The following is a 19,224-nucleotide window of genomic DNA, read 5'->3' as shown; positions in this document are numbered from 1 at the left end:
GGCCAGGCCGGATGAACTATTCTGGCCCCGTAGGAATGTTCTGTCACGAACATGAACATTCAGTGTTTTTAGTGTGGACAGGAAGGCAGACACACGTGGATAAGGAAGTAAACCGCGGTTTCGCCAAGAAGGCCGGCGTCGCGGCAGCACTCCTGCTCGGCAGCTTCGGGCTCGCTGGCTGTGACGTCGCTGCGCCGGAGGCGGTCGCAAACATCCTCGACATGGGCTGGCCGGACCCAGTCACCCCTGAGGGCACCCAGATGTACAACTTCTGGGTCTGGACCTGGGTTGCCGCCTGGATTATCGGCATCATCATGTGGGGGCTGTTCATCATGGCCATCGTCCGCTGGAACTCTAAGGCCCGCGCGAAGAGCGGCGCCGGCGAGTTCCCGCGCCAGACGCAGTACAACATCGGCCTCGAGCTGGGGCTGACCGTCCTGCCGATCATCATCGTCATGGTGCTGTTCTTCTTCACCGTTCAGGCGCAGACGAAGACCACCGCCCTGGACAAGGATCCGAAGGTGACCGTCGACGTCACCGGCTACCAGTGGAACTGGAAGTTCGGCTACGCCAACGTTGCCGGCGACCTGACCGCGGACGGCCAGGACTACGACGGTCTGGATGCCGAACGTCAGGCGCTCGCCGAGGAGACCAAGTTCGACCCGGAGGACATGCACAACGCGAACCCGATCCACGGCACGTCCATGGGCGACCAGTCCTACCTCAACTTCAACGAGATCGAGACCATCGGCTCCACCGAAGAGGTGCCGGTGCTGGTGCTGCCGACCGACACGGCGATTGAGTTCCGCCTCGCGTCCGGCGACGTGAACCACGCGTTCTGGGTTCCGGAGTTCCTGTTCAAGCGCGACGTCTACGCGCACCCGGAGAACAACCAGCAGCAGCGCGCGTTCCAGATTGAGCGCATTGAGGAAGAGGGCGCCTTCGTCGGCCGCTGTGCTGAGATGTGCGGTACCTACCACGCAATGATGAACTTCGAGGTCCGCGCTGTGAGCCCGGAGAAGTTCGAGCAGTACATCCAGTTCCGCCGGGACAACCCGGGTGCCCCGAACTCGGAGGCGCTGAAGTCCATCGGCGAGGACCCGTACGCCACCTCCACCCGTCCGTTCGTCTCGGGCCGCACTGACACCCGCGACGGCAACAACTCTGTCGACCCGAACGCGAACGTTTAAGAAAGAGAGAGCGAAGCCATGGGAACTGGATCAAAGGTTTTCTACGCCATCGGCACCTTCCTTGCTTTGATGGCCGTGTTCTACATCCTCGCCACCGCTTGGATCGGTGAGGACGCGTACCTCTTCGGTGTGGAGTGGGTCGGCGCTGTTGGTCTCGTGCTGGCTGCTGTCATGTCCTTCATGCTCGCCGGCTACCTCGACATCACCGAGCGTCGCATGGATATCGTCCCGGAGGACTGGGAAGAGGCGGAGATCGAAGACGGCGCCGGCGTGCTCGGCTTCTTCTCCCCGAGCTCCATCTGGCCGTTCACGATGTCCGTCGCCATCTGCGTGCTCGGCCTGGGCATTGCCTTCTGGCAACTGTGGCTGCTCGTCCTTGGTGCAGTGTTCCTGATTTGGGCCACCGCCATGCTGAGCCTGCAGTACGGTATTCCGCGTGAGAAGCACTAGACGCTGAAGAAAAACTCCCCCGCCGCGAACGGTCGCGACGGGGGATTTTTCTGTCGTTATGGTGCAGTTTAGGTTCCGATCATCCGAAAGTTTGTCCCCCATTTAGCCCGCCGAGTCGGACCACAGAGGGTGTGAGATCAGGCACACTTGGGAACTTCACCGCCCGCGGAAAAATGCGCGAAAATGCGGGCCGAATCTCTCGGTGGGGGAGGGGGATCGCCGCCTGACGCGATGACCAGCATTGATCTAGTCGGATTTGGGGCAGAAAAGTTCCCGAAAAAATAAAAAAGTTTTTCTGTCATACGTGTGTATGCAAAAGACGCTGGTGGCGCACAGGTTCACAGGAAAATCTCGGGGGTGAGTGAGATGAATATCAGGACGAAATAGGGGATAATCTCATCCGTGACGACCGCAATGACAAACCAAGATATGGCGACGCCGCAGAATCGCGTCCCAGCGCTGAACCGTCCGAACATGGTCAGCGTGGGCACGATTGCGTTCCTCGCCCAAGAGCTCATGTTCTTTGCCGGTTTGTTCGCGATGTACTTCACGTCGCGCGCAAACGGCCTCGCCAACGGTGACTGGAGCACTCAGACCGATCACCTCAACATTCTGTTCGGCGGAATTATCACCGTCGTGCTGATCGCGTCCTCCTTCACCTCCCAGTTCGGTGTGTTCGCCGCCGAGAGGGGTGACGTGTTCGGCCTGCGCAAGTGGTTCACTGTGACCGTTGTGCTAGGCGTCATCTTCCTCGGCCTGGTGGCCTTTGAGTGGACCGAGATGGTCATGGCCGGCGTAACGCCGCAGTCCTCCGTCTTCGGTTCGGTGGTGTACATCATCACCGGCTTCCACATGGCCCACGTGACCGCCGGCATCATCGCGTTCATCGTGGTGCTGCTGCGCGTGGCCAAGTCGAAGTTCACCCCGGCTCAGGCAACCGCCGCGATGGCAGTTTCCTACTACTGGCACTTCGTCGATGCCATCTGGGTCGGCGTGTTCATCACCATCTACCTCGTTCAGTAGTGCGCCTCCAGGCGATTGCCTGGGGGAGCGGAAAAATTCTGAAAAGTCGATAAAGGGAACACAATGGAAAACACACCCAAGAAGAAGCGCCAGGGACGCAAGACGCAGCGCACGCTCGCTGGCGCAGCAGCCCTGACGCTGGGGTTGACCGGTGCGGGTCTGCTCGCATCCGCGCTCACCCCGAACTCACAGGTGGCAACGGCGGCCCGTGATGACCAGGCACTGATCCAGGAGGGCAAGGACCTCTACGACGTCGCTTGCATCACCTGCCACGGCGCGAACCTGCAGGGCGTCGAGGACCGTGGTCCGTCGCTCATCGGTACCGGCGAAGGCGCCGTGTACTTCCAGGTCAATTCCGGCCGTATGCCGATGATGTCCAACGACGCTCAGGCTGAACGCAAGCGTCCGCGCTACACCGAAGAGCAGGCTCTCGCCCTCGCCGCCTACGTTGCGGCCAACGGCGGCGGCCCGGAGCTGGTGTACAACGAGGACGGCTCGCTGGCCATGGAAGAGCTGCGTGGCAAGGACTACGACGGCAACATCCAGGAAGCAGACGTCGCCCGCGGCGGCGAGCTGTTCCGCCTGAACTGCGCGTCCTGCCACAACTTCACCGGCCGCGGCGGCGCACTGTCGTCCGGTAAGTACGCGCCGCCGCTTGATCCGGCCAACGAGCAGGAGATCTACCAGGCCATGCTCACCGGCCCGCAGAACATGCCGAAGTTCTCTGACCGTCAGCTCTCCGCTGACGAGAAGAAGGACATCATCGCCTTCATCAAGTCCACCAAGGAAACCCCGTCCCCGGGCGGCTACGCCCTCGGTGGCCTCGGCCCGGTTTCTGAAGGTATGGCGATGTGGATCATCGGCGTGACCCTGGTCGCTGCCGCTGCTATGTGGATTGGATCTCGCTCATGAGTGATGTGAAGAAGAATTACACGAAGGAAGAGCTGGACCGCATGAGCAATGCGGAGCTGGCCGCCCTGGGCACCGAGCTCGACGACGTCACGGTGGCGTACCGCAAGGAGCGCTTCCCGGTCGAGGGCGACCCGCGCGAGAAGTCCGCTGCCACCGGCATTGGTATCTGGCTGACCATCTCGATCATCTCGGCGTTGGCCTTCCTCGGCGTTTACCTGTTCTGGCCGTGGGAGCCGAAGTTCCACGGCGATGAGGGCCTGTTTATCTACACCCTCTACACGCCGCTGCTCGGCCTGACCGCCGCGCTGGCGTTCTGCGGCCTCGGCGTCGCCATCATCCAATACGTGAAGAAGTTCGTGCCGGAAGAGATCGCGGTGCAGCGTCGCCACGACGGCCGCTCCAGCGAGTTGGACCGCCGCACCACCACCGCGCTGTTGAACGACGCGTGGGAGACCTCGACGCTGGGCCGCCGCTCGGCGCTGAAGGGTCTGCTGGGCACCGCGGGTGTTCTCGCCGGTCTGATGGTCATCGCTCCGCTCGGCGGCATGATCAAGAACCCGTGGAAGGTCCGCCACGAGCTGGACTACCACGGCGACGGCACCCTGTGGACCCACGGTTGGACCATTCAGGACAAGGGCGTGAAGGTCTACCTCGGCCGCGACACCGGCGCTATCGCCGAGCTGCACGAGGGCCAGACGGGTTCCCACTACACCACCGCTGGTGTGTCCCGCCTGGTGCGTATGCGCCCGGAGGATCTTCCGGCCGGTGCCATGGAGACGGTGTTCCCGCTCTACCCGGAGGACGTCAACGACGGCAAAGACTACGACCCTGAGCGCGATGTCTACGAGCACCACATGCACTCCCTCCACGGTCCGCGCAACTCTGTCATGCTCATTCGTCTGCGTTCTCAGGACGCGAAGAAGGCGATCGAGCGTGAGGGCCAGGAGGACTTCCACTACGGCGACTACTACGCCTACTCCAAGATCTGCACGCACATCGGTTGCCCGACCTCGCTCTACGAGGCTCAGACCAACCGCATCCTGTGCCCGTGCCACCAGTCGCAGTTCGATGCTCTGCAGTACGGCAAGCCGGTCTTCGGCCCGGCCGCTCGTGCACTGCCGCAGCTGCCTGTGACTGTTGACGAAGACGGTTACCTCATCGCCAACGGGAACTTCATTGAGCCCGTCGGCCCGGCATTCTGGGAGCGTCAGTCCTAATGAGCACTAAACTTGAGCAAGTCGCGGACAACGTTGATTCGCGCTACACAATCTCGGGCGTCCTGCGCCCGCAGCTGAACAAGGTCTTCCCGACCCACTGGTCCTTCATGCTCGGCGAGATGGCGCTGTACAGCTTCATCATCTTGCTGCTGACCGGTATCTACCTGGCACTGTTCTTTGACCCTTCTATTACGAAGGTCATCTACGACGGTGCGTACCTGCCGCTCAACGGCGTCGAGATGTCCCGCGCATACGCAACCGCGCTGGATATTTCCTTCGACGTGCGTGGCGGCCTGTTTGTCCGCCAGATGCACCACTGGGCCGCATTGATGTTCATGATGGCGATGTTCGCCCACATGATGCGCGTGTTCTTCACCGGCGCGTTCCGTCGCCCGCGCGAGGCCAACTGGCTCATCGGTGTCACCCTCGTGCTGCTGGGCATGATCGAGGGCTTCATGGGTTACTCCCTGCCGGACGACCTGCTCTCCGGCGTCGGCCTGCGAATCATGTCCGCCATCATCCTGGGCCTGCCGATCATCGGCACCTGGATTCACTGGGCGATCTTCGGCGGCGACTTCCCGTCGGACCTGATGCTGGACCGCTTCTACATCCTCCACGTGCTGATCCTGCCGGGCATCATCCTCGCCCTGGTTGCAGCTCACCTCGCACTTGTCTGGTTCCAGAAGCACACCCAGTTCCCGGGCCCGGGCCGCACCGAGAACAACGTTGTCGGCGTGCGCATCATGCCGGTGTTCGCCACCGAGGCAATCGGCTACATGATGGTCGTGTTCGCGGTCCTGGCCGCAATGGCTGGTCTGACCACAATCAACGGCATCTGGAACATCGGACCGTACAACCCGTCGCAGGTCTCCTCAGGTTCCCAGCCGGACATCTACATGCTGTGGACTGACGGCGCTGCCCGTGTCATGCCGGCGTGGGAGCTCTACCTGGGCAACTACACCATCCCGGGTGCATTCTGGGTGGCACTGCTCTGTGGCCTGATGGTTGTCCTGCTGATCACCTACCCGTTCATCGAGCAGAAGGTCACCGGCGACACCGCCCACCACAACCTGCTGCAGCGTCCGCGTGACGTTCCTGTACGTACCGGTGTCGGCGTCATGGGCCTGACCTTCTTCCTGCTGCTGACAATCTCCGGTGGTAACGACCACGTGGCGCACTTCTTCGAGATCTCGCTCAACGCGATGACCTGGGTCGGCCGCATCGGCCTGATCGTGCTGCCGCCGCTGGCCTTCTTCATCACGTACCGCCTATGCATCGGTCTGCAGCGCTCCGACCGTGAGGTACTGGAGCACGGCATCGAGACCGGCGTGATCAAGCGCCTGCCGAACGGTGCGTTCGTGGAGATCCACCAGCCGCTGGGCCCGGTGGACGAGCACGGCCACCCGGTGCCGCTGGACTACGCCGGCGCCCGCGTGCCGAAGCAGATGAACCAGCTCGGCTTCGCGGACTCCGACACCGTCGGCAAGTTCTCCCCGGCAGAGCTCGGTGTCACCGAGCGTGTGCGCGACGCAGAGGAGCAGAAGCACCACGAGGCCGTCGAGACGCTGCGCGCGCTCGAGGCCACGAAGGACCGCTCCGACCGCGACGCCACCAACGAGAACGCGGAGTAGATATAACGCCTTAGCGGTCGCGATTTAGCCCCTTTCCCGGCTTCGGGGAAGGGGCTTTTTCTTGATTACAAACCCGTAAACAAGGGAATGTGACAAAGACCACAGAGATTTTCAGGTTGTGGCAGCGTGCAAGTTGCGGGCGCCGGTATGTTCGGCGTCGTGACGGTGTGAACATGCAGCGCAATATGGGTAAATGGGGCAGTTTGGGGTGACTGAGTGTCAGATGAAAAAAGCTGAGATGCGGACGCGTCACACGCATTTTTTCTTGGTAACGGAACTGTAACGGCGTGGCGGGTGGACACCGTTGTTGCCGTTTCGTAACCTGTTCGAGACATTGCAACAACAGCCGTTGGCAGCATGTACCGAAAAACAACATATGAGCCGTAACCCGAAGCGGCGATCCGCACCCGCGGAACGCGCGCCACGGGGACCGGGGAACCAAAGGGGAGTCAAATGCTTCCTTGGGGCGCAGGGCCATTTCTCAGCACCCCGCCCGACAGCTAACCCGGTTGGCGAAGAGAAGATATGGAGAAAACTATCGTGGCAAAGCACCGTCGCCAGAACAACACCGCAGCACGCGCAGCAGCGGCTACCGTAGCCGTCGCAGCAGGCGCTGCACTGGTCGCGCCGGCCGCATCCTCCGCAGCAGAGGTCCGTGTTCCCAACACTCCGGTTTCCGCCCAGGTTCCGGGCATTGAGAATGTCCCGGGTATCACTTCCATTCCGGGCATCGACGCCTGGATCCCGTCGCTCGCAGGCGCACCTGCAAGCGGCAACGTTCAGGACGCTATCGCTTCCGTGAAGGCAATGCCGGGCGTCGCTAACGTTCCGGGGTTCAGCCAGTTCCTCGCAAACGTTGAGCAGCAGGTCCGCCCGGCAGCTCCGGCTCCGGCTCCGGTCCAGCAGACCTACTCCGCACCGGTCGCTGCTCCAGCGCCGGCTCCGGAGCCGTCCGCTGGCGAGCGCATCGTTTCCATCGCGCAGTCCAAGATCGGCTCCCCGTACGTCTACGGCGCTTCCGGCCCGAACGCCTTCGACTGCTCCGGCTTCACCTCCTGGGTTTACGCTCAGGCTGGCAAGTCCATTCCGCGTACCTCCCAGGCTCAGGCCGCCGCCGGCCAGCAGGTCGCTCTGAGCGATATTCAGCCGGGTGACATCGTTGCCTACTACGGTGGCGCGTCCCACGTCGCTATCTACGCCGGCAACGGCCAGATCATCGACGCACTGAACTCCGGTATCCCTGTCGGCTACCGCGATCTGCACATGATGCCGATCCACTCTGTGGTCCGCTTCTAACAGCAGACTTTTTGCCCCGTCCCGCATCGCGCGGACGGGGCATTTTTTCTCTTTTACCTCAGTGATCACTCAAATCACACGTTGAGCATTTTGCTTGGCTGCGGACTCCGGAGCAGCTATAGTTTGTTCGGTCTCGCCGAAATCTAAAGAGGTGTCCAACGTGGGTAAACACTCGCTGCACTCCAACCGCCCCCGCGCTGTTTTTGCGGCCGCCGTCGCTGGTGGCGTCATCGCCACAACGGTGGCTCCCATTGCGCACGCGGACGACGTTGACGCGTTGATTGAGGAAATGGAGTCCGTCTCCCACGACGCTACGGCGAAATCAGAGGAGATCAAGGAACTGGAAGACGAGATCGCCCAGTCCGAGGCGAAGCTGCGGTCGGCGAATGCGCGCGCGGCTGAGGCCAAGTCGCAGCTGGAGTCTCTGCGCGGCGTCTCCGATGCGCAGCGCAAGAATGTCGGCGACATCGCGCAGTCCCGCTACCGCATCCCGAAGTCCGACGCTATTCTGACCACCCTGGATTCCGGCAACCCGCAGGAGGCGATCGACCGCTCGGCATACCTGGCTGCTCTCGGGCGCAACTCGCAGCGTGCGCTGACGGAGCTGGAGGACGCCAACCGTGCTGCCGGCGAGCGCGCAAGCGTGGCCAGCATGGCGGTGGCTGAGGCGCAGCACGCCCGCAACGAGCTGGACGGCAAGCGCAAGCAGCTCGAGGGGGAGCGCGAGGAGCTCGAGCTGCGCGTCGCCGACATCGAGCGCCGCGTGGACAGCCTGAGCGAGGCGGACCGCCAGCGTTGGATGAACAAGGACAACCCGGTGGATTCCGCGTCCCTTCCGGGCGTGGACTCCGGCATCGTCGGCGCTGCCATGGCGCAGTTGGGCAAGCCGTACGGCTGGGGCTCTGCCGGCCCGGACGCGTTCGACTGCTCGGGTCTGATGGTGTGGGCCTATGCCCAAAACGGCATTGGCATCCCGCGCACCTCGCAGGCGCAGCTCGCAGGCGGCACCCCGGTGTCCATGGACGCCCTGCAGCCCGGCGACATCATCGGCTACTACCCGGGTGTGACGCACGTCGGCATGTACGTCGGCAACGGCATGGTGGTCCATTCCTCGGACTACGGCATCCCGATCCAGGTGGTGCCGCTGAACTCCATGCCGGTCCAAGGTGCAGTCCGCTATTAGGACGCTGCTGGTCACCAACGACTTCCCGCCCACCGTGGGCGGGATTCAGTCGTATCTGCGGGACTTCGCCGCCGAGCTTGCAAACCGTGTGGGCCCGGAGAACCTCGTGGTGTTCGCCTCCACGCAGGACGCCGAGGCTGCACACCAGTGGGATGCCTCCGTGCCCTACACGGTCGTTCGCTGGCCGCGCCGCGTCATGTTTCCCACCCCGGCCACGGCGCGGGAGGTGCAGCGCCTGATCCGCGTGCACGGTATTGCAACGGTGTGGTTCGGTGCCGCGGCACCGCTGGCGCTGATGGGCGCAGCCGCGAAGCGCGCGGGAGCCACCAACGTCATCGCCACCACTCACGGCCACGAAGTCGGCTGGGGCATGCTGCCCGTCGCCCGCCGGGTCTTGAGCTTCATCGGCCACAGCGCTGACACTGTCACCTACATCTCCGACTACACCCGGTGTCGGCTGACGGCACTCGGCACTCGACCCCGGTTTGTGGCGTTGCCGTCCGGCGTCGACACCGAGTTCTTCCGCCCCGCCAGCGCGTCTCAGCGCGCCGCCACTCGCCAGAGTCTAGGGGTCGGCGACGACCCGCTGGTGGTCTGCTCCTCGCGGCTGGTGGCCAGGAAAGGGCAAGATGTGCTGATTCGGGGATGGCCGGAGGTTCGTCGACAGGCAAAAGGCGCCCGGTTGGTCATCGTCGGCTCCGGGCCGTACGGGCGGAAGTTGCGGGCGATGGCGGGCGAGGGCGTAGCATTCACGGGCGCGGTGCCGGGGGAGCGGTTGCGCGACATCGTCGCGGCCGCGGACGTGTTCGCCATGCCCGCGCGCACCCGCCTGGCCGGTCTCGACGTCGAGGGCTTGGGCATTGTCTACCTGGAGGCGCAGGCGTGCGGCGTGCCCGTCGTCGCGGGCGAGTCCGGCGGCGCGCCCGAGACGGTCACCACGGCAACCGGGGTGGCGGTGGACGGCGGCGACACCGGTGCCGTCGCCAGGGCGATTTCGCAGCTGCTTCTCGACGACCAAAGGCGCACACTCATGGGCCGCGCCGGACGCACGCATGTGTCCGAGCACTTCTCCTGGGACGTGCTCGGGGCGCGGCTGGCTGCGCTATGCGGCGCTGAAACGCGGCGGGACTAGACTGCGTTTCCATGGTTGCTCACTCACCGATGACCGTCGGATTCGACATTGGCGGCACGAACGCACGCGCAGCAGTGGTGGACGTTGACGGGGTGATCGTCGATTCGATCGGCACCGGCACGCCGCACGACGCGGAGGGGCTCACCCGCACGATCGTAGAGATGGTCGGCGAGCTGCGCGCATCCCACGACATCGGCGCCGTGGGCGTAGCCGTGGCGGGCTTTTTGGACCCGGACTGCGAGATCGTGCGCTTCGCGCCGCACCTGGCCTGGCGCGACGATCAGCCCGTGCGCCGCGACCTCGAGCAGGCGCTGGGCCTTCCGGTGCGCCTGGAGCACGACGCGAACTCCGCCGCGTGGGGCGAGTACCGCTACGGAGCCGGCCGCGACCTGGACACCTGGGTGTTCTTCGCCGTCGGCACCGGCATCGGTGCGACGTTGATGCACCACGGGGAGATCTACCGCGGCGCGTTCGGCACCGCGCCCGAGTTCGGTCACATCACCGTGGTCCCCGGCGGGCGCGTGTGCTCCTGCGGCAAGCAGGGCTGCTTGGAGCGCTACGCCTCCGGCACGTCGCTTGTGGACTGCGCGATTGAGATCGCCACCAAGGGCAGCTTTCGGGATTCGTCGGTGTACCGGGCGGTCGTCGAGAAGCGGGCGAGTGGACACGACATCATGGCCGCAGCTCGCGCGGGCGACCCGCTGGGGCAAGCCGCCCTGGACAGCTTCTCCACCTGGCTCGGCCGCGGGCTGGCCATCGTCGCCGACGTGCTGGACCCTGCACAGATCGTCCTCGGCGGCGGCGTGAGCGAGGACGCGGACCTGTACCTGGACGATGCCCGCGCGTCCATGTCCGCCAACATCGTCGGCGCCGGCTACCGCCCGCAGCCGGAGATCCTGTGCGCTGAGCTGGGATCCCGGGCGGGTATGATCGGGGTCGCTGATCTGGCCCGTGAACTGCTGTAGAAGGCGAGTAAACGATGAACAACAAGTGGTATTCCCTGTTCAAGGTCATTTTCGGGCCGCCGCTGCTGGTGTGGAACCGACCCACCATCGAGGGCGCGGAGAACATCCCCAGTGAAGGCGCCGCGATTTTGGCGTCCAACCACCAGGCCGTGCTGGACTCGTTCTACCTGCCGCTGATGGTGCGGCGCCAAATCGCCTTCCCCGCGAAGAAGGAGTACTTCACCGGTACGGGTCTGTCCGGGCGCATCCAGAAATTCTTCTTCTCCTCGGTCGGCCAAATTCCCGTGGACCGCGGGGCCAAGGACGCCGGCGCCGCGATGCAGACCGCGGCGGAAAGCGTGCTGGACAAAGGCGACCTGTTCGGCATCTACCCGGAGGGCACCCGCTCCCCGGACGGGCGCGTGTACAAGGGCCGCACCGGCATGGCGCGCGTGGCCATGGCCACCGGCGCACCGATCGTGCTCATCGGCATGATCGGCTCCGGTAAAGCGAACCCGATTGGCACGACAGTCCCGCGGCCGGTGAAGGTGCGCATCAAGGTTTCCGAGCAGATCTACCCGCACGCCTGGGCCGCCGAGCACGGCTTCGACCCCGGCTCGCGCGAGGTCATGCGTCCGTTCACGGACTACTGCATGCGCCGCCTCGCGGACATGGTGGGGGAGGACTACGTGGACGTCTACGCCTCGGACGTGAAGAAGTCGCTGGCGGAGACGGGGGAGTACCCGGAGGAGGCACGCCCGTGAACAAACCGCTGATTATCCGTTTTGCGCTGGTGGCGGTTGTGGTGGCGATCTACCTGGTCGCCTCCGAGGCTGGCTGGTACCCGAAACTGGCCGGGCCTCTTGCCGTGCTGGCGGTGGCCGCCGTGATGTTCTGGCCCCGCCGCGGCGGTGGTCCGAAGGGGCCGTCGAGACGCGAGCTTCTCGACGACATCCGGTCGGAGCAGCGCAAGTAGATGCGGTATTTCTACGACACTGAATTTATCGAGGACGGCTCCACCATCGAGCTCGTCTCCATCGGCATCGTCGCCGAAGACGGACGCGAATATTACGCCGTGAGCACGGAGTTTAATGCTTCTAACGCCAACGAATGGGTGCGGGAGAACGTGCTGAACAAGCTGCCGCGCGCATCGCACCCGGCGTGGAAGCCGCTGCAGCAGATTCGCGACGAAGCCCACGCGTTTCTCACCGCCGGCCGCGGCAAGCCGGAGCTGTGGGCTTGGGTCGGCGCCTACGATCACGTCGTGTTCGCCCAGCTCTGGGGCGATATGGCCGGCTTGCCAAAGGACCTGCCGCGCTACACGCGCGAGCTCAAGCAGTACTGGCAGATGGCGGGGCGCCCGCGTCTACCCAAGGTGCCGGACGGCAACCACGACGCGCTCGTGGATGCGCGCCACAACCTGCGTAAATTCCGCGTGTGCATGGAGGCATTGCCTATCGACGCCTCCGGCTCCGTGTCCAAACAGTGAGATATGTTCTTCATATATTGGGAAATTGCAGGTGACAACGGTTGTAGTGCGAGGGGATTCGTGCTACTACTAAGTGGGTGAGTTGGACAATCGACATCCCTAAAGACGTACTGCCGGACCTGCCCCCGCTGCCGGGCGACCTGAATGAGCAGTTCCAGGACGCACTCTCCCGCGACGCGAAGCAGCAACCCGCCTGGGACCCCAACCAGGCGCAGTATGTGCGCAAGATCCTCGAGTCTGTGCCCCCTGTTGTGCTCGGCCCCGAGGTGGAGGAGCTGAAGACCCAGCTCGCGGACGTCGCCAACGGCAAGGCGTTCATGCTGCAGGGCGGCGATTGCGCAGAGACCTTCGAGTCCAACACCGAGCCGCACATCCGCGCCAACGTCCGCACCCTGCTGCAGATGGCCGCGGTGCTGACCTACGGCGCGTCTATGCCGGTGGTGAAACTGGCCCGCATCGCCGGCCAGTACGCCAAGCCGCGCTCCTCAGACCTGGACGCGAACGGCCTGCCTAACTACCGCGGCGACATCGTCAACGGCGTCGAGCCCACCGAGGAGGCCCGCCGCCACGACCCGGCCCGCATGGTCCGCGCCTACGCCAACTCGTCCGCGGCGATGAACCTGGTCCGCGCCCTGACTGCGTCCGGCACCGCCGACCTGCACAACATCAACGACTGGAACCGCGAGTTCGTGACCAACTCCCCAGCGGGGGCTCGCTACGAAGCGCTCGGCCGCGAGATCTCCCGCTCCCTGGCCTTCATGGACGCCTGCGGCGTGCGCGACGACAACCTGCGCACTTCCAACGTCTACGCCTCCCACGAGGCGCTGCTGGTGGACTACGAGCGCGCCATGCTGCGCCTGGCTACCGACTCCAACGGCGACACCAGGCTCTACGACCTGTCCGCCCACCAGCTCTGGATCGGCGAGCGCACCCGCGGCATCGACGACTTCCACGTCAACTTCGCCGCCCTGATCTCTAATCCGATTGGCATCAAGCTCGGCCCGACCACCACGCCCGAGGAGGCCGTCGCCTACGCCGATAAGCTCGATCCGGAACGCGTGCCGGGCCGGTTGACCATGGTTATCCGCATGGGCCAGGACAAGGTCCGCGAGGTGCTACCGGGCATCGTCAAGGCCGTCGAAGCTTCCGGCCACAAGGTGGTCTGGCAGTCCGACCCGATGCACGGCAACACCTTCACCTCCTCGAACGGCTACAAGACCCGCCACTTCGACAAAATTATCGACGAAGTGCAGGGCTTCTTCGAGGTCCACCGCGAACTGGGCACCCACCCGGGCGGCATCCACATCGAGCTCACCGGCGAGAACGTCACCGAATGCCTCGGTGGTGCCCAGGACATCACCGATGTCGACCTGCCGGGCCGCTACGAGTCTGCCTGCGACCCCCGACTCAACACCGAGCAGGCCCTCGAGCTGTCCTTCCTTGTCGCGGAGATGCTGCGCTATTAGTTGTTGACGGCGCCCGCGGCGTCGTCTTCCATTCGTGCGGGTCGCTTGCGGTCTCTGCATTGCGGACAATTCAGCTGGGGCCAATAATTGGTCCACACCCAGTAACACTATGCAGCTGCATAGTGGTTGGGTGGCCGCTCTCGCAAAAGTTGACATTTCGCCGAGTTTGGCGTTCCGCGATCTGCGGAAATGTCAGGCGGTCGTCAGATCTTACGAGAAGCCGAGGTTCCCGGGCCGAAGGGGCGCTTGCGGACTTCGCTTTGTGGACAATTCAGCTGGCACCAATAGTTGGTTCGCACCCAGTAACACTATGCAGCTGCATAGTGGAAGTCGCCCGGCTATGCCTGGGGTACGATGATCTCGGGGATTTCGCCGTACATGCCGGAGCCGAACCACCAAGCCCCCAGCGCCACGGCGATGATCGCGATTATCACGAACACGGTGTAAAGAGCCACGGCGAATGGGGAACGGTTCGACACTGGCTTAACGACGGGACGCTGGGAAGCGGGCTCGCGGGTGGGAGGAACATCCGGGTTGTTGGGCGAGATCTGCCTCGGAGCAGGTCTCTGAACAGGTGTGGGACCTGCGGCCGGGCCAGGTACGGGACCAGCCGCGGGCCATTGGCCGCGCGCCGGGCCGGGTGCTGGCTGGGCGGGCCTGGCGGGAGAGGGGGAGACGCGGGTGGGGGCGTCGTCGCCGGGGAAAAGGCGCTGGTGGGCGGCGCTCGGGCCAGCACCACCGGCACCACCGCCAACCCCTGCAGCCAGCCCAAAATTGGTCGGGTGTTCGGCGGCTCGGTGCGCGGCAGAGTTGCGTGGGGCGGGCACGGTGTAGGCGGGCAGTCGCAGCTCGCTGGCCACGTCGTCCAGCGCCGCCAAAAATTCTGCGGCGTCGTGGAACCTGTCTTGCGGGTTGCGGGCGGTGGCGGTGGCCACGAGCTCGTCGAAAAGCTTTGGCACCCCCGCGATCAGCGACGACGGCGCGGGCACATCGGAACGCAACCGGGCGTACGCGTGGGCCAGGGGAGTATCGCCGCCGAAGGGGGTGCGGCCGGTGAGTAGTTCGAAGAGCACGATGCCGGCGGAGTAGACGTCTGAGGCCGCGGTTAGTGCGCCGCCGTCGACTTGTTCGGGCGAGAGGTAGGCGACGGTGCCGACGATTTGGTCGGTGGATTGGGTGGTTTCGGCGGCGGCGCGCACGAGGCCGAAGTCGGAGAGTTTGACGCGGCTGGAGGCGTCGATGAGTACGTTGTCCGGTTTGATGTCGCGGTGGACCATGCCTTTCGCGTGCGCGACAGCGAGGCCGGTGAGCATGCCGCGCATCACGGACGCGGCGGCGTGCGGGGGCATGGGGCCGCGTTCGGCGAGCAGTTCGCGCAGGGTGCCGCCGGTGATCAGTTCCATGATCAAAAATACTTCCCCGCCGGATGCGGAGAAGTCGTAGACGTTGACTAGGTTTGGGTGGCTGAGCTGGGCCATTGCGCGTGCTTCGCGGCGGAAGCGTTCGCGGAAAACTTCGTCGTGCACGTATTGCTCGAGCATGACTTTCGCCGCCACTTCGCGCCCGAGGCGTGCGTCGACGCAGCGGTAGACGGTTGCCATGCCACCGCGTGCGATTGGGCGGTCGACAACGTAACGCCCGTCCAGAGTCGTGCCTGCGCGCAAGGTTGCCATGTGCACCAGAGTAGAATCGCGGACCGTGAGCGCACAAACGAATCTTGAGCAATTGCTTATCGACGAAACCCTGCTGCCGTTCCCGGATGTCGCCGAGAGGCTGGGCGTGCCGGTGACCAAGGTGCACGACTACATCGGCGCGAAGAAGCTGGTGCACTACGTCAAGGACGGCAAGAAGGTCGTGCCGGCGCGCCTGCTCGGCGAGGACGGCTTGAGCAAGTTCGTCTCCGGCGCGATCACCGTGCTTTCCGACGGCGGCTACGACGCCGCCGAGATCCTCGCGTTCCTGTTCACGCCGGATGAGTCTCTGCCGGGGCGTCCTGTGGACGCGCTGCACGGCCAAAAGGCGCGCGAAGTGATCCGCCGCGCGCAGGCGATGGCGTTTTAGCCGGGTCCCGGAACAGCCACTCCACCGCCACAACGGCGGCGATGGCGGCGAGGGTGAGAAACCACATGTCGTAGAGGCGGTGGTTGCCGCTGCCCTTGAACGCCAGTGCCACGACTATCGACGCCCCGACGGTCACCCGCACCACCCAAGCCGGCGGCTTAAACGTGCCAGCCAGCGAGATGACGGAGGCGTAGTACCAGGGCAGCGTCACCGCGTTGGTGGCAAACGCCACGGCGTAGGCGGCGGTGGTACCGGCGACGGCGCGGCGTTCGTAGTCCTCGCCGCGGCGGGGGCGGAAGATCCACCACACGACAGCCAGGCCCACGAGCATGAGCGCGGAGAAGATCGTGCGGGTCCAGGTGAGGGCGGTGTTGTAGCGGAACGTGTCGTCGAAAAGCTGGAGCACCGGCGTGATGAGTTCGGTGGCGAGGGTGGGGCCGGCGAGCGGATTGATCACCTTCGAGTTGCCGGTGATCTCTTCGAGCCACCCCCAGGTGGTGCCGGACGCCCATGTGACCAGCTGGATCACCGCGACGTTGACGGCGAGCGCCCACGCGCCGCAGGCCACAAGCATGCCGGCGGCGCCGAGGGTGGTTGCGCTGCGGCGCTTGACCATCAGCCACACCACGAACGGCAGGGCCACCGCCGCGGTGGCTTTCAGCGACACCGCCAGCGCGATCAGCGCGATGCCGGGGGTGCACCAGCGGCTGCGCAGGCACCACAACAGCCCCACGCTGACCAGACCGACCATGACGGCCTCGTTGTGCATGCCGCCGATGAGGTGCAGCAGCATCACCGGGTTGGCCGCGCCCAGCCACAAAGCGAGCGCGGGGTCGCCGCCGACTTGCTTGGCAATGCGCGGCAGGGCCCACATGATCAGCGCGAACCCGGCCAACGAGATCAGCCGGTAGACCACCAGGCCTAACGTGACGTTCTCGCCGACCAGCCACGTCACTGCCTTGCCCATACCAAGGTGGAGCGGCCCGTACGGGGTGGTGGTGTTGCGCCAGTCGTGGGAGACCTCCCACAGGTACGGGCCAGGGTTGACGGCGGCGCCTTCGGAGTAGGGGTCGAAGCCGTCGCGAAGCATCGCGCCTTGCATGAGGTAGGAGTACACGTCGCGCGACAGGATCGGCGCAGACAGCGCGAGGATGCCCGCCCACCAGCACACGCTGCGGCGCACCTGCGTCAGGCTGGGACGGGTCTTCCACAGCAGCACCCACGACAGTACTAGGCCGAAAATGCCGGCGGTGAGCAGCACGTCCATCAGCGCGCGGCCGTGGCCGTAGGACAGGTGCTCGAGGCCGGCGGCGCGCAGCAGGCCGCCGCGGTAGCGGGTCGCGCCGGCGCCGAAGGACCCCACGGCAATCAGCGCGCAGGCGGCTACGCCCAAACTCTGCGGACGCATCACATCCGCCGGTCGGTGGCCTTGTGCGCGAGCCCAGTGAGCGCTTCCACGGTGGCGTCGTCGATGCCAGCGCCGTCCAAAAAGCCCAGGCCGGAGGCGGTGAGTTCCTCAATGCGCGCCTCCACCGCGTCTTCTGCGCCGCTGGAGCGAATGAGCTCTGCTAATCGACGCAGCTCCGCCTCATCCTCCGTATTCCCAATCCCGTCGCGCAGTTCCTGCGCGGCTGCCGGGTTGGCTTGGTCGAGCAACTCAAGGGCGGTAGCGAACAGCTCCGTGCGCTTGCCCTCACGGATGTCGTCGCCTGCTGGTTTGCCGGTGACCGCTGGGTCGCCGAACACGCCGAGCAGGTCGTCCCGGAGCTGGAAGGCGATGCCGATGTCACGGCCGTAGCCGCGGAATGCGCGGATTAGCGGCTCGCCCGCACCCGCAAGCGCCGCACCCAGGTGGAGTGGGCGCTCGATCGTGTAGGCCGCGGTTTTGAACCGGTTGACGCGGTTCGCCATCTCCACCGACTCACTGCCCAGGCTTTCCAGCATGATGTCCAGCAACTGGCCGCCGATGACCTCGGTGCGCATGCCCACCCACGGCTCCGCGGCGCGAGCGAGCGCGTCCTGGGAGACGCCGGAGTAGCGCCACATGTCTTCGGCCCAGGCAAGGGCGAGGTCGCCGAGCAAAATCGCGGCGTTTATGCCGTATTCCTCTGCGGAGCCGAGCAGGCCCTCGCTGCGGTGCTCCGCCTCGATCGCGCGGTGCACCGTGGGGTTGCCGCGCCGGGTGTCGGAGGCGTCGATGATGTCGTCGTGCACCAGCGCACACGCCTGAATCAGCTCCAGCGAGCTCACCGCACGAAGCACCGCCTCGGGGTCCTCGGTGCCGTGTAAGCCACCCGCGCCGACGAAGCCTGCCCAGCCGTAGGTGGGGCGCACGCGCTTGCCGCCGCCGAGGACGAAGCGCCGCAGGTGGCTGACCGCCTGGGCGACAGGCTCACCAATGGTCTCGATAGCAGCTGCGCGCTCGTTGAAAAACGCTTCCAGGTGCTGACCTACCTGTGCCGGTACGTCCTTGAGCCCAAGATCTGTCACGCCCACGCTCCTTGTGCCTGAAATCTTTCCTCTTCCCGCAACACTACTCAGTGCGGTTGGGCAGTTCGAGGGCGAGGATGGCGAAGGGGCGTTTATCCCCCTCGTAGAGAAAATTGCGCGCCACGTCCGTGAACCCGAATTTGCGGTAGAGAGCGAAAGCGTTGTTCGCCTCGCCTGCAATTTCCGGCGTGGACAGCAGCGCCCAGCGTGTCGGTGCCTCCCGTAGCAGTTCCGTGAGCAGGCGGGAGCCCAGGCCCTTGCCTTGCAGAGCGGGGGAGACGTGCACCTCGGCGACTTCGAAGTAGCTGCGCAGCATGTCCCGGTCCTGGTCTGTGATCCCGCCGTTGGCGTTCATCGCGCGCACGAGCTGACGGTCCCACCAGCGCTCGCGGGTGCCGATGAAGCCGTAGGCGATGCCCACGACTTGGCCTGTCTCGATCGCCGCGACCGCGGTGAAACCGGGGGAGCGCACCTCGCCCTTCCACACCTGGATGCGTTGTCGGCGCATGGCCCTCGGGTACCCCATGGCCTCTATATAGATGTCTACGAGTGTCGGGGTGATCATGAGGAACTCGGCTGCCGTGAGGCGCTGGATGGTTGCAGTCACCCCTCTATGGAATCACTTGCGGGTCCTTGGCGTGGCAAGAACCCTAAGATTGGTTCGAACGAGTGTTCCCATGGGTGTCGGGTGGTGTCGAACGGGTGTTTTAGGGTGAGCCCATCACTTAGACAAAAGCGAT

Annotated in this window: 19 protein-coding genes and 1 riboswitch; of the genes, 15 read left to right on the top strand and 4 right to left on the bottom strand. The window is 64.8% G+C overall.

The features are described from left to right. Nucleotides 1-95 precede the first annotated feature (95 nt). The 14 genes from ctaC to CIHUM_RS07535 all read left to right on the top strand — a co-directional run bounded on the left by ctaC (nt 96) and on the right by CIHUM_RS07535 (nt 13,933). Nucleotides 96-1,190, top strand: a complete 1,095-nt coding sequence (ctaC, locus tag CIHUM_RS07600) for an aa3-type cytochrome oxidase subunit II (protein WP_034998495.1) — start codon at nt 96-98, stop codon at nt 1,188-1,190. 18 nt (nt 1,191-1,208) lie between these two features. Next, the gene (ctaF, locus tag CIHUM_RS07595) at nt 1,209-1,640 is read left to right on the top strand and encodes an aa3-type cytochrome oxidase subunit IV (protein WP_034998497.1); all 432 of its coding nucleotides are present in this window, start codon (nt 1,209-1,211) and stop codon (nt 1,638-1,640) included. A 402-nt stretch (nt 1,641-2,042) separates the two neighbouring features. Continuing rightward, nucleotides 2,043-2,663 carry an aa3-type cytochrome oxidase subunit III gene (gene ctaE / locus CIHUM_RS07590; RefSeq protein WP_187370380.1) on the top strand — a complete coding sequence of 207 codons (621 nt, stop codon included), beginning with the start codon at nt 2,043-2,045 and terminating at the stop codon, nt 2,661-2,663. Nucleotides 2,664-2,726: 63 nt separating this feature from the next. Then, a complete protein-coding gene (gene qcrC / locus CIHUM_RS07585) occupies nt 2,727-3,575 on the top strand; it encodes a cytochrome bc1 complex diheme cytochrome c subunit (protein ID WP_034998501.1) in 849 nt (282 codons plus the stop codon). Further along, nucleotides 3,572-4,792, top strand: a complete 1,221-nt coding sequence (gene qcrA / locus CIHUM_RS07580) for a cytochrome bc1 complex Rieske iron-sulfur subunit (RefSeq protein ID WP_034998503.1) — start codon at nt 3,572-3,574, stop codon at nt 4,790-4,792. The genes qcrC and qcrA overlap by 4 nt, the downstream gene beginning before the upstream one ends. Beyond that, a complete protein-coding gene (gene qcrB, locus CIHUM_RS07575; RefSeq protein ID WP_034998505.1) occupies nt 4,792-6,423 on the top strand; it encodes a cytochrome bc1 complex cytochrome b subunit in 1,632 nt (543 codons plus the stop codon). The genes qcrA and qcrB overlap by 1 nt, the downstream gene beginning before the upstream one ends. A gap of 398 nt (nt 6,424-6,821) precedes the next feature. After that, a riboswitch (cyclic di-AMP (ydaO/yuaA leader) is annotated at nt 6,822-6,953 on the top strand. A 10-nt stretch (nt 6,954-6,963) separates the two neighbouring features. After that, nucleotides 6,964-7,719, top strand: coding sequence for a C40 family peptidase (locus tag CIHUM_RS07570; protein WP_034999203.1), 756 nt, complete (start codon nt 6,964-6,966; stop codon nt 7,717-7,719). A gap of 160 nt (nt 7,720-7,879) precedes the next feature. Beyond that, the gene (locus CIHUM_RS07565; protein ID WP_051106410.1) at nt 7,880-8,902 is read left to right on the top strand and encodes a C40 family peptidase; all 1,023 of its coding nucleotides are present in this window, start codon (nt 7,880-7,882) and stop codon (nt 8,900-8,902) included. After that, nucleotides 8,886-10,034: a glycosyltransferase family 4 protein gene (locus CIHUM_RS07560; RefSeq protein WP_207875245.1), complete on the top strand. Its 1,149-nt coding sequence runs from the start codon at nt 8,886-8,888 to the stop codon at nt 10,032-10,034. The genes CIHUM_RS07565 and CIHUM_RS07560 overlap by 17 nt, the downstream gene beginning before the upstream one ends. Before the next feature lie 11 nt (nt 10,035-10,045). After that, on the top strand, nt 10,046-10,999 hold the full coding sequence (locus tag CIHUM_RS07555; protein WP_034998507.1) for an ROK family protein: 954 nt from the start codon (nt 10,046-10,048) through the stop codon (nt 10,997-10,999). Between the two features lie 14 nt (nt 11,000-11,013). After that, the gene (locus tag CIHUM_RS07550; RefSeq protein WP_034998509.1) at nt 11,014-11,742 is read left to right on the top strand and encodes a lysophospholipid acyltransferase family protein; all 729 of its coding nucleotides are present in this window, start codon (nt 11,014-11,016) and stop codon (nt 11,740-11,742) included. After that, the gene (locus CIHUM_RS07545; protein WP_034998511.1) at nt 11,739-11,954 is read left to right on the top strand and encodes a hypothetical protein; all 216 of its coding nucleotides are present in this window, start codon (nt 11,739-11,741) and stop codon (nt 11,952-11,954) included. Before CIHUM_RS07550 ends, CIHUM_RS07545 begins: the two co-directional genes overlap by 4 nt. After that, nucleotides 11,955-12,467: a polyadenylate-specific 3'-exoribonuclease AS gene (locus CIHUM_RS07540; RefSeq protein WP_034998513.1), complete on the top strand. Its 513-nt coding sequence runs from the start codon at nt 11,955-11,957 to the stop codon at nt 12,465-12,467. It abuts the gene before it with no gap. A 77-nt stretch (nt 12,468-12,544) separates the two neighbouring features. Beyond that, on the top strand, nt 12,545-13,933 hold the full coding sequence (locus CIHUM_RS07535; RefSeq protein WP_034998515.1) for a class II 3-deoxy-7-phosphoheptulonate synthase: 1,389 nt from the start codon (nt 12,545-12,547) through the stop codon (nt 13,931-13,933). Nucleotides 13,934-14,271: 338 nt separating this feature from the next. Here CIHUM_RS07535 and CIHUM_RS07530 read toward each other — a convergent pair whose 3' ends face one another. Beyond that, on the bottom strand, nt 14,272-15,606 hold the full coding sequence (locus CIHUM_RS07530; protein WP_034998517.1) for a protein kinase domain-containing protein: 1,335 nt from the start codon (nt 15,604-15,606) through the stop codon (nt 14,272-14,274). On the opposite strand from CIHUM_RS07530, the gene CIHUM_RS07525 reads away from it, so the two are divergent. Continuing rightward, complete coding sequence (locus tag CIHUM_RS07525) at nt 15,605-15,994, top strand: Rv2175c family DNA-binding protein (protein ID WP_051106346.1); 390 nt, start codon at nt 15,605-15,607, stop codon at nt 15,992-15,994. The two genes, CIHUM_RS07530 and CIHUM_RS07525, sit on opposite strands and share 2 nt — an antisense overlap. Here the strand turns inward: CIHUM_RS07525 and CIHUM_RS07520 are convergent. Genes CIHUM_RS07520 through CIHUM_RS07510 form a run of 3 tightly spaced genes read right to left on the bottom strand, consistent with a single transcriptional unit; the run spans nt 15,897 to nt 19,091 of the window. Beyond that, a complete protein-coding gene (locus CIHUM_RS07520) occupies nt 15,897-17,402 on the bottom strand; it encodes an alpha-(1->6)-mannopyranosyltransferase A (RefSeq protein ID WP_074431993.1) in 1,506 nt (501 codons plus the stop codon). The two genes, CIHUM_RS07525 and CIHUM_RS07520, sit on opposite strands and share 98 nt — an antisense overlap. Continuing rightward, complete coding sequence (locus tag CIHUM_RS07515) at nt 17,402-18,580, bottom strand: polyprenyl synthetase family protein (protein WP_392389861.1); 1,179 nt, start codon at nt 18,578-18,580, stop codon at nt 17,402-17,404. Before CIHUM_RS07515 ends, CIHUM_RS07520 begins: the two co-directional genes overlap by 1 nt. Continuing rightward, complete coding sequence (locus CIHUM_RS07510; RefSeq protein ID WP_034998523.1) at nt 18,528-19,091, bottom strand: GNAT family N-acetyltransferase; 564 nt, start codon at nt 19,089-19,091, stop codon at nt 18,528-18,530. Before CIHUM_RS07510 ends, CIHUM_RS07515 begins: the two co-directional genes overlap by 53 nt. Between the last annotated feature and the right edge of the window lie 133 nt (nt 19,092-19,224).

Origin of the sequence: Corynebacterium ihumii, assembly GCF_028609825.1 — a bacterium.
Classification (GTDB): Bacteria; Actinomycetota; Actinomycetes; order Mycobacteriales; family Mycobacteriaceae; genus Corynebacterium; species Corynebacterium afermentans.
Note: the sequence above shows the minus strand (reverse complement) of the source record. Positions and strands in the feature narration are given on the sequence as shown.

What these genes read in the sequence shown, in the direction of transcription:
- ctaF (WP_034998497.1), top strand. Translation starts at nt 1,209, where the DNA reads ATGGGAACTGGATCAAAGGTTTTCTACGCCATCGGCACCTTCCTTGCT.
- qcrC (WP_034998501.1), top strand. Translation starts at nt 2,727, where the DNA reads ATGGAAAACACACCCAAGAAGAAGCGCCAGGGACGCAAGACGCAGCGC.
- qcrA (WP_034998503.1), top strand. Translation starts at nt 3,572, where the DNA reads ATGAGTGATGTGAAGAAGAATTACACGAAGGAAGAGCTGGACCGCATG.
- qcrB (WP_034998505.1), top strand. Translation starts at nt 4,792, where the DNA reads ATGAGCACTAAACTTGAGCAAGTCGCGGACAACGTTGATTCGCGCTAC.
- CIHUM_RS07555 (WP_034998507.1), top strand. Translation starts at nt 10,046, where the DNA reads ATGGTTGCTCACTCACCGATGACCGTCGGATTCGACATTGGCGGCACG.
- CIHUM_RS07550 (WP_034998509.1), top strand. Translation starts at nt 11,014, where the DNA reads ATGAACAACAAGTGGTATTCCCTGTTCAAGGTCATTTTCGGGCCGCCG.
- CIHUM_RS07540 (WP_034998513.1), top strand. Translation starts at nt 11,955, where the DNA reads ATGCGGTATTTCTACGACACTGAATTTATCGAGGACGGCTCCACCATC.
- CIHUM_RS07525 (WP_051106346.1), top strand. Translation starts at nt 15,605, where the DNA reads ATGTGCACCAGAGTAGAATCGCGGACCGTGAGCGCACAAACGAATCTT.
- CIHUM_RS07530 (WP_034998517.1), bottom strand. Translation starts at nt 15,606, where the DNA reads ATGGCAACCTTGCGCGCAGGCACGACTCTGGACGGGCGTTACGTTGTC.
- CIHUM_RS07520 (WP_074431993.1), bottom strand. Translation starts at nt 17,402, where the DNA reads ATGCGTCCGCAGAGTTTGGGCGTAGCCGCCTGCGCGCTGATTGCCGTG.